Genomic DNA, 13127 nt, shown 5'->3' on the forward strand with positions numbered 1-13127 from the left:
CGGGGCATATTCCGGATATGTCCGTCGAAATGCTCGATCGGAACGGCGAGCCGGCCCTGCCTCAGGAGAGGTTCCTCAACCGCGAGGAGAGCTGGCTGCAGTTCAACGAGCGCGTGCTCGAACTGGCCGAGGACCCCTCCGTACCACTTCTGGAACGGGTGCGGTTCCTGGCCATCTTCGCGAGCAACCTGGACGAGTTCTTCCGGGTCCGGGTCGCGGGGCTGAAACGTCGCATGGCGACCGGTCTGCTGCTGCGGACCAAGAGCGGGCTCAAACCGCGCGAGGAGCTGACGCGGATCGCGACGATCGCCGACGGGCTGGCCAGGCGGCACGCGGCCGCCTTCCACGAGCAGATCTCCCCCCAGCTCGCCGCCGAGGGCATCGCGATCGTCAGATGGGACGACCTGGGCCGCGAGGAGCGCACGGAGCTGCGCAAGCTGTTCAGGGAGCGGGTCCGGCCGGTCCTGACGCCGCTCGCCGTCGACCCTGCCCACCCGTTTCCGTATATTTCCGGGCTCAGCCTCAATCTGGCGGTCGTCGTGCGGAACCCGGCCAACGACCAGACGGTGTTCGCGCGGGTGAAGGTGCCCTCGCAGCTGCCCCGGTTCGTCCCCGTGTCGAAGGACCGGTTCGTCCCGCTGGAGGACGTCATCGCGGCGCATCTCGGGCAGCTCTTCAAGGGCATGGAGATCGTCCAGCATCACGTCTTCCGCGTGACCAGGAACGAGGACCTCGACGTCGACGAGGACGTCACCGAGAACCTCATGCAGGCCCTGGAGAAGGAGCTGCTCAGGCGGCGCTTCGGCTCGCCGGTCCGGCTGGAGGTCGAGGACACGATCTCCCCCGAGGTGCTGGACCTCCTGGTGGAGGAGCTGGGCGTCGCGCCGTACGAGATCTACCGCATCGCCGGCCCGCTCGACCTGACCGGCCTGCACGCCATCGCGGACCTCGAACGCGGCGAGCTCGGCTACCGGCCCTTCGTGCCCGCCGAGGCGGTGGGCGCCGACGAGGACCTGTTCGGCCTGCTGCGCGAGCGCGACGTGCTCGTCCACCACCCCTACGACTCGTTCTCGACCAGCGTGCAGAAGTTCATCGAGACGGCCGCCGCCGACCCCAGAGTGCTGGCGATCAAGCAGACCCTCTACCGGACCAGCGGCGAGTCGCCGATCGTCGACGCCCTGATCGACGCGGCCGAGGCGGGCAAGCAGGTGGTGGTCGTCGTCGAGATCAAGGCCCGCTTCGACGAGCACGCGAACATCAGCTGGGCCCGCAAGCTGGAGCGCGCCGGGTGCCACGTGGTCTATGGCGTGGTCGGCCTGAAGACGCACTGCAAGCTGGCCCTGGTGGTCCGCCAGGAGCCCTCCGGAGAGCTGCGCCGCTACTGCCACATCGGCACCGGCAACTACAACCCCAAGACCGCCCGGCAGTACGAGGACTTCGGCCTGCTCACTGCCGATCCGCTGGTCGGCGAGGACGTCACCGACCTGTTCATCCACCTGACCGGCTACTCCCACCACTCGGCCTACCGCCGGCTGCTGGTCGCGCCGCACTCGCTGCGCGCCGGGCTGCTGGCCCGGATCGAGCGGGAGATCGCGCACCAGCGGGCCGGTCGCCCCGCCCGGATCAGGATCAAGACCAACTCGCTGGTGGACGAGCCGGTCATCGACGCGCTCTATCGCGCCTCCCGCGCCGGCGTGCCGGTGGACCTGTGGGTACGCGGCGTCTGCATCCTGCGCCCCGGAGTGCCCGGCCTGTCGGAGAACATCCGGGTCAGGTCGGTCCTGGGGCGGTTCCTGGAGCACTCCCGCGTCTACGAGTTCGGCCTGGGCAGGCGGCCGGAGGTGTGGATCGGCAGTGCCGACCTCATGCGCCGCAACCTCGACCGCCGCGTGGAGGCCCTGGTCAAGGTGACCGCCCAGCAGCACAAGGCGTACCTGATCGGGCTGATGGACCTGGCCATGGCCGACACCACGAACACGTGGTGGCTGAACGCCGACGGCACGTGGGCCCGCCACCCCGGCGAGGACCTGCAGAGTCACCTCATCGGCACCCACCGCTGGAGGACCGTTGACGACTGATCCGCTGCGGGCCGCGGGAGCCGTGGTGTGGCGGGGCGACGAGAGCCGCCCGGAGGTGGCCGTCATCCACCGGCCGCGCTACGACGACTGGACCTTCCCCAAGGGCAAACTGCTGCCCGGCGAGCACGTGATCGCCGCCGCGCTGCGCGAGGTGCGCGAGGAGACGGGCCTGAGCGTGTCGCTCGGCCGCCCCTTGCCGCCTGCCCACTACCTGCGCCAGGGCCGGACGAAACGGGTCGACTACTGGGTGGGCCGCGTGCTGGCGCGGGACGACTTCGTGCCGGGCGACGAGGTGGACGAGCTGCGCTGGCTGCCGGCCGACGAGGCCGCCGCGCTGCTCAGCTACGAGTGGGACGCGGGTCTGCTGCGCGCCGTTTCTGCCGCGCCGCTCGACACCGTCCCCCTCGTCCTCGTCCGGCACGCGAGCGCGGGCGCCCGGCAGGAGTGGGGCGGCGACGACGCGCTCCGGCCGCTCGACCCCGACGGCCGGGCTCAGGCGGCGACCCTGGCCACCGTGCTGCCGGCCTACCGGCCCGAGACGCTGCTCAGCTCGCCGAGCCTGCGTTGCGTCCAGACGCTGGAGCCGTACGGCATGGAGATCGGTCTGGAGCCGTTGCTCGGCGAGGAGAGCCAGGACCCGGGCAAGACGCCCGCGCTGGTGCGGTCGCTGCGCTGGCCGGCGGCCGTGTGCAGCCACCGCAAGGTGCTGCCCGGCCTGATCCGCGCACTGACCGGTGAGGAGACGCGGCTGCGCAAGGGCGCGTTCGCCGTGGTGCACCGGATCGGCGAGCGGGTGGTCAGCGTGGAGCGGCACTCCACGTGACGGGCAGCTCCGCGAACCCCTCCGTGATGCGCCCCTCCGACCGCCGCAGCTCCGACACCGGCACAGCCACGCGCAGGTCGGGGAAGCGCTGGTAGAGCCTGCCGAACACGGCCTCCAGCTCGACCCGGGCCAGGCTCGCCCCGATGCAGAACCGGGGCCCCCAGCCGAAGCTGAGATGCGGATCGCTCAACGGCCGGCGCAGGTCGAAGGCGTCGGGCTCGGCGAAGACGCGCTCGTCCCTGTTCGCCGCACCGGTCATGAGCAGCACCGCCTCGCCCTTGCGAATCGTGACCCCGCCCAGCTCGATGTCGTCGTGCGCGTACCTCGGCAGGCCGTGCAGGCTCGGCGCGGCCAGCCGGAGGATCTCCTCCACGGCGGCGGCGGCCAGCCCCGGGTCGGCGCTGAGCAGCGCGCGCTGGCCGGGGTTCATCTCCAGGAGCAGCACGCCGTAGTCGATGCGGTTGACCGTCGTCTCGTGCCCGGCGAACAGCAGCCCGCCGGCCAGCTGCGCGATCTTCCCGTCGTCGTCCAGCTCACCGGCCAGGTCGGACAGGACGTCCTCTCCCGGGGTGTGCCGCTTGCGTTCGATGAGATCGGCCATGTAGGCGCCCATCTCCTCGCGGGCGGCCAGGCCGAGGGCCTCGTCCGTGGCGTCGCCCATCCGGGCCGAGACGCCGCTGAAGTAGTCGCGGTCCTCGAAGGGCACGCCGAGCAGCTCGCAGATGACCAGCACGGGAAGCGGGAAGGAGAGCTCGGCGTGCAGGTCGGCGGGCGGTGTCAGCTTCGCCAGATGGGCCAGCCGCTCGTCGACCAGGGTGCCGACGTGCTCTCTGAGGGCCTTCATGCGGCGGGCCGAGAACGACGGCACGAACAACCTGCGCATCCGGTCGTGCTCGGCCTTCTCGGTCGCGGCGTCGCCCTGCGGGCCGCCGATCAGGGCGGAGGCGGAGACGCGGGCCGCGCTCCCGGGCTCGGGGTGGGAGCGGTTCAGCCGGCCGTCGGCGAACAGGGCGCGCGTATCCTCGTAGCCGCTGACCAGCCAGACCTCGTCGCCCATCGGGGTGCGGACCTTGGCGATGCCCTCCCGCTCCCGCAGCTCGCGGTAGGCCGCGGGGACGCTCAGCGGGTCGCTGCGTGCGAAGGGCACGATGGGAATGTCATTCATATCACCTTCCTAACAGCTTTGACGGTCCGCGCCCACACTTTGGGGAACCGCGTGTCAGCCCGCTCGGCGGCGGCGCGTTCGAGGCCGATCAGCAGCCCGTAGGTGAAGGTGTCCTCCCCCGCCTGGCGGGCGCGTTCCGCCTCCTCGGCGAGCGTCTGCTGCGCGACCACGCCGTCCCGCTGCGCGCCCAGCACCTCCTGTACGCCTTCGGCGAGCTCGGCCAGCTCGCCCAGCTGGTCACCGAGGGTGGGTTCGAGCGCCTCCGCCGTGTAACGGGCTCGTTTGGCCGCCTTGCGCACGTCGTGCAGGGCGATCACCCGCTGCGCCGGATCCTCGGTCTCCTGGGCGATGTCGTACGCCTTGGTCACCCGGTCCCAGCCGGCGGTCGCCACCTTCGTGAGCGTCTTGCGGGCCGGCTTCGCCGCCGCCTTGGCCAGCCGCGGCTCGGTCACCAGCGTGTCGAGCCGGTCCAGCAGGGCGTAGTAGCGCGGGCCGCTCAGGGTGTCCCTGATCCGCGCGTACGCCTCCCGCTCACGGGTGAGCAGGTCGTCGGCGAGCCTGCCCCGGACCGGGCCGGCGACCAGCTCGGGCGGCAACCGGTCCAGCAGACCGTCGAACCTGGCCCTGATCACCTCCAGGTCCCGGGCCTCGCCGAGCACCGTGCCCAGCCACCTGAGCTCCTCCTGGATCTCGCGGGTGTCGGTCACGATCGTCTTGAACGCCTTCAGCGCGCTGCGCAACCTGCGGGAGGCGACGCGCATCTGGTGCACGGCGTCCTCTTCGGCCCGCCGTACGCGGGGGTCCTGGGAGAGGAGGGCTGCGACCTGGCTCGCGAGGTAGTCGACGACGACCCGGCCCGCGCTGCCCGGCTCGGTGTCCGCCACGGGCGAAGGGGGCCGGTCGAGGAGCCTGGCGAGCTTGCTGGCCGCGCCGGACGGGGTGGCGCCCGCCTTCCTGAGGCGCTTGCCGACCTTGGCCAGCAGGGCGCGGTCGCCGTCGAGGATCTCGGCCTCCACCTCGCGCCATCGGGCGATCCTGCGCTCCTCGCCGAGCACGGTGCCCTTGACCCGGTCGTCGGCGACCTCGATCAGCCTGGTGTCGCCGTCACGCAGCAGGGTGACGCTCCTGCGGGTGTCGAGCTCGGCGACCGCGCGCAGCTCCGCGCCCCGCGTGTAGGCGCGTACCAGCTCGGCGAGCTCCGGCGGCACCACCTTCGTGCTCGGCGTCAGCGGCCGGGCGATCTCCTGGCGGGCTCCCTTGGCCTTGGGCAGCTTCAGGTGCCAGCCGGCGTCGTCGCCGCCGCGCCTGCGCCTGAGCGTGACGCCTCGCGCCGCCAGGCGGAGATCCGGGGTGTCGTAGTAGAGCGCCACCAGCCGGTGGCTCTTCGGGCCGACGACCTCGGCCAGCCCGCTCAGATCCGGAATCTCATAGTCGGGCGGAACGTCGAACTTGTCCTCGATCTCGATGCCCACAGCACCTCGCAAAAGGTCCGTTTCGGGGACAATCATGCCACTGGAGCCGGACAATCATCGCGGCGGCGGCAGCTCGATTCCATTGCCCAGGAGATCCGCGACGTACACACCGGGCTCCATGCTCACTTCCGCGCCACCACGAAGATCCGCCGGAACGGGAACGGTGTGCCGTACTCCCGGCTCGGATAGGCCTCGCGCAGCGGCCCGGCCAACTCGGCGGCGAACCTGTCCCGCTCGGCCGGGTCCAGCCGATCGAAGACGGGCCGCAGGGCGGTGCCCGAGACCCAGTCGAGCACCGCGTTCTCCCCTCGCAGCACGTGCGTGTAGGTCGTCTCCCAGGCGTCGGGCCGGCAGTCGAGGCCGTACAGGAGGTCGAGGTAGCCGACCGGGTTGTCCACGGGGCTGTCGCGGTCGAGATCGCCGAGCCGGTCGGACCAGGTGGGCGAGGCGCACAGCTCGCGGATGACGCGGTGGCTGGGGGCGTCGAAGTTGCCGGGCACCTGGAAGGCCAGCCAGCCCCCGGGGCTCAGCGCCTCCACCCAGCGCTCGATCACGTCACGGTACGTGGGCACCCACTGGAGCACGGCGTTGGCGACGATCACGTCCACCGGCCGGTCCGGATGCCAGGTGGTCACGTTCGCGACCTCGAACCTGGGCCTCGCCGCCGGCTCCCTCGCCTTCCGGATCATGGCCGGCGAGGCGTCGAAGCCCTCCACGGTCGCCTCCGGCCAGCGCCGGGCCAACTCCACGGTGAGTTCGCCGGTGCCGCAGCCCGCGTCCACGACATAATCGGGACGGTCCGCTTCCACTCTGGCGATCAGATCGTGGAACGGCCGCGACCGTTCGCCGGCGAATCTGGCATACGTCGCTGGATCCCAGATATCTCTCGACATAGAGATAATTGATAGCGAGATAGTTATCTCGATGTCAAGACAGTACACTTGGGTCATGACCGAGGATCCGCAGGACGAGGTCGACCGGCTCGTCCGGGCCTGGCGGGAAGAGCGCCCCGACCTCGACGTCGAGCCGCTCCAGGTGCTCTCCCGCGTGTCGCGTCTGGCCAGGCACCTCGACCGGGCCAGGAGGGCCGCGTTCGCCGAGCATGACCTGGAGCCCTGGGAGTTCGACGTGCTCACCGCGCTGCGCCGGGCCGGCAAGCCGTACGAACTGAGCCCGGGTAGCCTGCTCCGCGCCACCCTGGTGACGTCGGGCACCATGACCAACCGCATCGACCGGCTCGCTCAGGCCGGTCTCGTCGTCCGCCGGCCCGACCCGGAGGATCGGCGCGGGGTCCTGGTCACCCTGACGGAGGCGGGGCAGGCGCGCGTCGACGCCGCCTTCTCCGACCTGCTGCGGCGGGAGCGGGAGCTGCTCTCCGGCCTGGGCGCCGACGACCGGCGCACCCTCGCCGCACTCCTCCGCACGCTCCTCACACCGTTCGACTCCTGAAGAGGTGCGCGGTCAGTCGCCGAGGCTGTCGGCGACCTCCAGCCACTCGGCCTCGATGCTGTCCTTCTGGCTGAGGAGGTCGCGCAGCTCGGCGTCCAGCGAACCGAGCCGGGCGTAGTCGCTCGCCGCCTCGGCCATCGCGGCGTGCAGCTTGGCCTCCTTGTCGCTGAGCCGGTCGAGCTGGCGTTCGAGGCGGTTGAGCTCCTTGCGCAGCTCCCGTTCCTCCTTGGCCGACATCCCCGCGGGCTGGGCCGGCGCCTCGGCCGCCACCCGCTCGGCGGGCACGGCCGAACCGACCCGGGCCGTGAGCGCGGCGCCCGCCGCCCGGCGCTGGAGGTATTCGTCGACCCCGCCGGGCAGCAGCGACAACCTGCCGTCGCCGAGGAGCGCGACGCTGCGATCGGTCACCCGCTCCAGGAAGTAGCGGTCGTGGCTGACCAGGATCAGCGTGCCCGGCCAGCCGTCGAGCAGGTCTTCGAGCTCGTTGAGGGTCTCGATGTCGAGGTCGTTGGTCGGCTCGTCGAGCAGCAGCACGTTGGGGTCGTCCATGAGCAGCCGGAGCAGTTGCAGCCGCCGTCGCTCGCCGCCGGACAGGTCGCCGATCACCTTCCACTGCGCGTCACCCTTGAAGCCCAGGCGTTCGAGCAGTTGGGAGGCGGTCCACTCCTTCTTGCCGACCTGGATGTACTTGCGTACGTCCTCGATCGTCTCCAGCACCCGCCGGGTGGGGTCGAGCTCGGCCAGCTCCTGCGACAGATGCGCCATCCGCACGGTCTTGCCCCTGACCACGCGCCCGGAGTCGGGCTGGACCGTGTCGGCGAGCAGCCGGAGCACCGACGACTTGCCGGAGCCGTTGACGCCGATCAGCCCGATGCGATCGCCCGGCCCGAACTGCCAGGTGGTCCGGTCGAGCACCAGAGGCCCGCTGCCGGGCCCACCGGCGTGGAGGGTCACGTCCTCCAGGTCGTAGACGGTCTTGCCGAGCCGCGCCGTGGCGAACTTCACCAGCTCGACGCTCTCACGGGGCGGCGGCTCGTTGGCGATCAGCGCCTGAGCGGCCTCGATGCGGAACTTCGGCTTGGACGTGCGCGCGGGCGGGCCGCGCCGCAGCCAGGCGATCTCCTTGCGCATGAGGTTCTGGCGGCGCTCCTCGGACGCCTGGGCGATGCGCGCCCGCTCCGCCTTCGCCAGCACGTAAGCCGCGTATCCACCCTCATAGCGCTCGACCCGCCCGTCGACCACCTCCCAGGTGCGGGTGGACACGGCGTCAAGGAACCAGCGGTCGTGCGTCACGACCACCAGCGCGCTCTTCCTGGCGGCCAGATGAGCCGCCAGCCAGGCGATGGCCTCGATGTCGAGGTGGTTGGTGGGCTCGTCCAGCATGATCAGGTCGTGCTCGTCGATCAGCAGCCGGGCCAGCGCCGTACGGCGGCGCTCCCCGCCCGACAGCTCGCTCGCCCGCGCGTCGAGGTCGAGATCGCCGATCAGGCTGCCGAGAAGCTCGCGAACGCCCTGGTCGCCGGCCCACTCGTGCTCGGCCCTGCCTCCCAGCACCAGCTCCCGGACAGTCCGGCCGGGGTCGAGGTCGTCGCGCTGCGACAGGAACCCCACCCTCAGGCCCCGCGTGTGCGTCACCCGCCCGCTGTCGGGCTTCGCATCCCCTGCGATCAGCGACATCAGGGTGGTCTTGCCACCGCCGTTGCGGCCCACGACACCGATCCGCTCTCCGGCCTCGACGCCGAGGGAGACGTCGTGGAGCAGCGGCTTGGGCCCGTAGGCATGGGAGACAGACTCGAGATTGACCAGATTCATCGCGCTTCCAGGGTATCGGCTCCCTGCGCCCTCCCGGCTCGCTGTCGAGCAGCGGTGCTTGACCTTGCCGTCGCGTCAACATCTAGCGTCGTGGACGAGCCGGAAGAACCGGCTCGGTGATGGGCAGGGAACGGGTGAGCGGGCCATGGCATGGTCGATCGCACAGGTGGCGCGGATGTCGGGAGTGACGTCGAGGACTCTGCGCCACTATGACGAGATCGGGCTGCTGACACCCGCCTGGGTCGGCGGGAACGGCTATCGCCACTACGAGGAGGACCAGCTGCTGCGGTTGCAGCAGATCCTCGTGCTGCGTGAGCTCGACCTCGGTCTCGCCGAGATCAAGGAGATCATCGATCGGCACACCGACCCGGTGGAGGCGTTGCGCGAGCACCATCGGCGGCTGCTGCGGGAGCGCGACCGGCTGGACGCCGTGGCCCGCATGGTGACCCGCACCATCACCGAACTCCAGGAGAGCGAAGGGAAGGGCGGCATGTCCAGAATCAGTAGGCCGGAGAACCTGTTCGAGGGGTTCGACGGGGTGCGCTACGGCGCGGAGGCCCGCGAGCGGTGGCCGGAGCACTGGGAGCGGTCCGGGCAACAGGAGCTCCTGGACACCCTGCCTCCCGAGGAGATCGCCCGCCTGGGCCAGGAGGCGACGGCGGGAATGATGCGGATGGCCGAGTTCATGACCGCCGGCACCCCCACCGACGACCCCACGGTTCTCGCCGAACTCGACGCTCACTACCGGCACCTGACCCGGTTCTGGTCGCCGACCGCGGCGGAGTACACGCACCTGGCTCGGATGCAGGTCGACGACGAGCGGTTCGGTGCGAACTATGAGCGGATCGCCGAGGGCCTGTCCGGGTACATGCGCGACGCCATGCTCGCCTACGCGCACGCCCGGTTGAGCTGAACCTCGCTGGTCGAGGCCCCCGGCCTGCCGAGGCCACTCACCTCGCTGGTCGAGGCACCCGGCCTGCCGAGGCCACTCACCTCGCTGGTTGAGGTCGCCCCGGCCTGCCGAGGCCACTCACGTCGCGACCAGCGCCTGGCATGGTCCGGCAGAACGGAAGGTGCTAGGCCGGGCGGGGGCCGGAGACGGGGCCGTGAGCGGTCAGAGCGGTGCGGCAGGAGGGCGACTCGGACAACGCGTCGGCGAGACGCCGAGCGTGCTCCTCGTCGGCCGCGAGGAAGGCACAGGTCGGGCCGGAGCCGGAGACGAGGCCGCCGAGCGCGCCCGCATCGCGACCGGCCGCCAAGGTGCCGGCCAGTTCGGGGCGGAGGGCGAGGGCGGCCGGCTGCAGGTCGTTGGCGAGACGGGTGCCCAGCGCGGGGGCGTCACCCGTGCGGAGAGCCGCCAGCAGTGCCTCGTCCGCCTGCGGCCACGGCGCCTCGGCCCCCGCCGCCGCGCGCAGGGCGTCACACTCGGCGTAGACCCGAGGGGTGGACAGCCCGCCGTCGGCCACCGCGAACGCCCAGTGGAAGACACCACCCGTCGGCAGCTCGCTGAGCTGCTCACCCCGGCCGGTGCCCACCGCCGTGCCACCCAGCAGCGCGAACGGCACGTCGCTCCCCAGGTCACCGGCGATCTCCAGGAGATCCTCGAACGGCAGGCCGAGACCCCACAGCTCGTTGCACGCCACCAGCGCACCCGCCGCGTCGGCGCTGCCCCCGGCCATGCCGCCCGCCACCGGGATCGCCTTGTGGATCACCAGGTCCGCCCCATAGGCGCGGCCGGCGTGCTTGGCCAGGGCCCGAGCGGCCTGAACAGCCAGGTTGCCGTCATCGACCGGCACCTGGTGGGCCCACTCGCCCACGACTGACACGGTGATCGACTCGGACTCGTTCGCCACCACCTCGTCGAAGATGGACACGGCGTGGAACACGTTGACCAGGTCGTGGTAGCCGTCCTCGCGCAGGGGCCCCACGGACAGCTGCACGTTGACCTTCGCGGGCACCCGTACGGTCACCGAACTCATCAATCTTCTGCCATTTCATCGCCGCCGGCTCAAGGACATCCGATGTTATACGGACCCGCTTCCCCGCCACGCGGGCTTCCCAGCGCGGCACGCGCGACAGCCGGGGATGCGACCCGTGCATGGCCGAACAGGTGGCCGGATCGGTCAGGAATCGAGAAGCGCAGGTCACGGAGCAGCACCTAGCCTGATCGTCATGGACATCACCATTCACACGAGCTTCCTGCCGCATGACGACCCGGACGCGTCCCTGGCCTTCTACCGCGACATCCTCGGCTTCGAGGTCCGCAGCGACGTCGGCCAGGGCAAGATGCGCTGGATCACGGTCGGCCCCGCCGGCCAGCCCGACACGTCCATCCTCCTGGCGCCGCCGGCCGCCGACCCCGGGATCACCGAGGACGAGCGCCGCACCATCGCCGAGATGATGGCCAAGGGCACCTACGGCTGGATCCTGCTGGCCACCCGGGACCTCGACGGCACTTTCGAGAGGGTGCAGGCCGGCGACGCCGAGGTCGTCCAGGAGCCGACCGAGCAGCCGTACGGCATCCGCGACTGCGCTTTCCGCGATCCCGCGGGCAACCTGGTCCGCATCCAGGAGCTTCGCTGAGCCGTCCGAGCCTTCCGGGCATCGAGAGGAGTTTCTCATGTGTCACCCCGCATGGGGGCGCGCACGCACCGCGCACCTGAGTGACCTCGCGCGGCTGCGCCGCGTCCGCGACCGGATCGACCGGGACTACGCGCAGCCGCTGGACGTCGAGGCTCTCGCCCGCGGCGCTCACATGTCGGCCGGGCACCTCAGCAGGGAGTTCCGGCTGGCCTATGGCGAGTCGCCCTACAGCTACCTGATGACGCGGCGCATCGAGCGCGCGATGACGCTGCTGCGTCGTGGCGACCTCAACGTCACCGAGGTCTGCTTCGCGGTCGGCTGCTCATCGCTGGGCACCTTCAGCACCCGCTTCACCGAGCTGGTCGGCATGCCGCCCAGTGTCTACCGGCGCCGCGCGATGAGCGCCGCGGCGGGGATGCCGCCGTGTGTGGCCAAACAGGTGACGAGACCGATCAGGAATCAAGAAGCGCCGGTCGCCGAGCCGCAAATAGCGTGATGACCATGGCATCCATCGCATCCGTCACCCTCGACGTGGCCGACCCCACGACCGCCGGCCACTTCTACGCCACGGCCTTCGGGCGGGACACGCAAATTCGCCTGCGGGCCTCGGAGGCACCGACCACCGGCTTCCGTGGGTTCACGCTCTCGCTCACGGTCTCCCAGCCGTCCACCGTCAACGGCCTCATCGACGCCGCCCTCGACGCCGGCGCCACGTCGCTGAAGCCGGTCACCAAGTCGCTCTGGGGCTACGGCGGCGTCGTACAGGCCCCGGACGGGACGATCTGGAAGGTCGCGACCTCGGCGAAGAAGGACACCGGCCCGGCCACCCGGCAGATCGACGAGCTCGTGCTCCTGCTCGGAGTCGCGGACGTGACCGCGAGCAAGCGGTTCTACACCGACCGAGGCCTTGCCGTGGCCAAGAGCTTCGGCCGCGTGTACGTCGAGTTCGCCGGCGAGTCGAGCCCCGTCAAGCTGGCGCTTTACAGGCGCCGTGCCCTTGCCAAGGACGCCGGCGTCTCTCCCGACGGCACCGGATCGCACCGGCTCATGATCGGTGGCGATGCCGGGCCGTTCACCGACCCCGACGGGTTCGCCTGGGAGGCCGCATCGCCGGCGACCATGCCCTGATTGTCACTGTTCACTGCTCACTACCCTTGACGACCGATCGCCGACCCTCGCGCTGCTCCGCGGCAGGCTCGCTTTCCCCAGGCTGAAGCCGGGGGTCTTCAGCAAAGGAAATCCGATGACAGGCGCGCCGGCGCGTGGACTTGACGAGAGGCTGCGGGACACCCGCGCGAAACTGGAGAGCGAGGTCGATCTCTGGGTCGCGACGTCGGGCTCCCCTGGCGGCGTCCACCTGATCCCGCTCTCGTATCTCTGGGACGGGACCGTGTTCCTCATCTCGACGCCGCGCGCCTCGGTCACGAGCCACAACCTGCTGGCGGACCACCGGGTGCGACTCAGCCTTGGGCCGACCCGCGACGTCGTCGTCGTGGAAGGCACCGCCGAGCCGGTGGACATCGCCGACCTCGCCCCCGAGACGGGCGACGCGTTCGCGGCGAGGACAGGGTTCGACCCGCGCGAGCTCGACGAGCCCTACCAGTATTTCCTGATCCGGCCGCGGCGCATCCAGGCCTGGCGTGAGGCGAACGAACTGCGGGGACGCGACCTCATGCGCGACGGCCGCTGGCTCGGCTGACCACCACGCGGGAGCACATCGCGTGCCGCGTCCGCCCCGGCGACTC

Annotated in this window: 13 protein-coding genes; 8 read left to right on the forward strand and 5 right to left on the reverse strand. The window is 71.0% G+C overall.

The window, feature by feature from the left end:
- Positions 1 to 17: 17 nt before the first annotated feature.
- A complete protein-coding gene (locus tag AC5L3X_RS16135; RefSeq protein ID WP_494857680.1) occupies positions 18 to 2078 on the forward strand; it encodes an RNA degradosome polyphosphate kinase in 2061 nt (686 codons plus the stop codon).
- Positions 2068 to 2901, forward strand: coding sequence for an NUDIX hydrolase (locus tag AC5L3X_RS16140; protein WP_494857682.1), 834 nt, complete (start codon positions 2068 to 2070; stop codon positions 2899 to 2901). The genes AC5L3X_RS16135 and AC5L3X_RS16140 overlap by 11 nt, the downstream gene beginning before the upstream one ends.
- Here AC5L3X_RS16140 and AC5L3X_RS16145 read toward each other — a convergent pair.
- From AC5L3X_RS16145 to AC5L3X_RS16155, 3 genes are all read right to left on the reverse strand, one after another.
- The gene (locus tag AC5L3X_RS16145) at positions 2876 to 4066 is read right to left on the reverse strand and encodes a cytochrome P450 (protein WP_494857684.1); all 1191 of its coding nucleotides are present in this window, start codon (positions 4064 to 4066) and stop codon (positions 2876 to 2878) included. The two genes, AC5L3X_RS16140 and AC5L3X_RS16145, sit on opposite strands and share 26 nt — an antisense overlap.
- Complete coding sequence (locus AC5L3X_RS16150; protein WP_494857685.1) at positions 4063 to 5538, reverse strand: CYTH and CHAD domain-containing protein; 1476 nt, start codon at positions 5536 to 5538, stop codon at positions 4063 to 4065. The genes AC5L3X_RS16145 and AC5L3X_RS16150 overlap by 4 nt, the downstream gene beginning before the upstream one ends.
- A 122-nt stretch (positions 5539 to 5660) precedes the next feature.
- On the reverse strand, positions 5661 to 6488 hold the full coding sequence (locus AC5L3X_RS16155; protein WP_494857687.1) for a trans-aconitate 2-methyltransferase: 828 nt from the start codon (positions 6486 to 6488) through the stop codon (positions 5661 to 5663).
- On the opposite strand from AC5L3X_RS16155, the gene AC5L3X_RS16160 reads away from it, so the two are divergent.
- Entirely contained in the window at positions 6487 to 6987 is a 501-nt protein-coding gene (locus AC5L3X_RS16160) for a MarR family winged helix-turn-helix transcriptional regulator (protein ID WP_189124077.1), read from the forward strand. The two genes, AC5L3X_RS16155 and AC5L3X_RS16160, sit on opposite strands and share 2 nt — an antisense overlap.
- Before the next feature lie 12 nt (positions 6988 to 6999).
- On the opposite strand, the gene AC5L3X_RS16165 is transcribed toward AC5L3X_RS16160, so the two are convergent.
- Positions 7000 to 8799, reverse strand: a complete 1800-nt coding sequence (locus AC5L3X_RS16165; RefSeq protein ID WP_494857688.1) for an ABC-F family ATP-binding cassette domain-containing protein — start codon at positions 8797 to 8799, stop codon at positions 7000 to 7002.
- Between the two features lie 145 nt (positions 8800 to 8944).
- On the opposite strand from AC5L3X_RS16165, the gene AC5L3X_RS16170 reads away from it, so the two are divergent.
- A complete protein-coding gene (locus AC5L3X_RS16170; protein ID WP_494857689.1) occupies positions 8945 to 9712 on the forward strand; it encodes a MerR family transcriptional regulator in 768 nt (255 codons plus the stop codon).
- A gap of 163 nt (positions 9713 to 9875) precedes the next feature.
- On the opposite strand, the gene AC5L3X_RS16175 is transcribed toward AC5L3X_RS16170, so the two are convergent.
- Positions 9876 to 10778, reverse strand: coding sequence for a 4-(cytidine 5'-diphospho)-2-C-methyl-D-erythritol kinase (locus AC5L3X_RS16175; RefSeq protein WP_494857690.1), 903 nt, complete (start codon positions 10776 to 10778; stop codon positions 9876 to 9878).
- Positions 10779 to 10971: 193 nt separating this feature from the next.
- Between AC5L3X_RS16175 and AC5L3X_RS16180 the strand changes: the two genes are divergently transcribed.
- From AC5L3X_RS16180 to AC5L3X_RS16195, 4 genes are all read left to right on the forward strand, one after another.
- On the forward strand, positions 10972 to 11382 hold the full coding sequence (locus tag AC5L3X_RS16180; protein WP_494857692.1) for a VOC family protein: 411 nt from the start codon (positions 10972 to 10974) through the stop codon (positions 11380 to 11382).
- A 37-nt stretch (positions 11383 to 11419) separates the two neighbouring features.
- The gene (locus AC5L3X_RS16185) at positions 11420 to 11878 is read left to right on the forward strand and encodes a helix-turn-helix transcriptional regulator (protein ID WP_189124072.1); all 459 of its coding nucleotides are present in this window, start codon (positions 11420 to 11422) and stop codon (positions 11876 to 11878) included.
- A 5-nt stretch (positions 11879 to 11883) separates the two neighbouring features.
- Positions 11884 to 12510 (forward strand): VOC family protein, encoded by a 627-nt coding sequence (locus AC5L3X_RS16190; protein ID WP_494857694.1) that lies wholly within the window; start codon positions 11884 to 11886, stop codon positions 12508 to 12510.
- Between the two features lie 115 nt (positions 12511 to 12625).
- The gene (locus AC5L3X_RS16195) at positions 12626 to 13081 is read left to right on the forward strand and encodes a pyridoxamine 5'-phosphate oxidase family protein (protein WP_494857696.1); all 456 of its coding nucleotides are present in this window, start codon (positions 12626 to 12628) and stop codon (positions 13079 to 13081) included.
- Positions 13082 to 13127 lie beyond the last annotated feature (46 nt).

Source organism: Nonomuraea sp. CX421 (assembly GCF_059358955.1).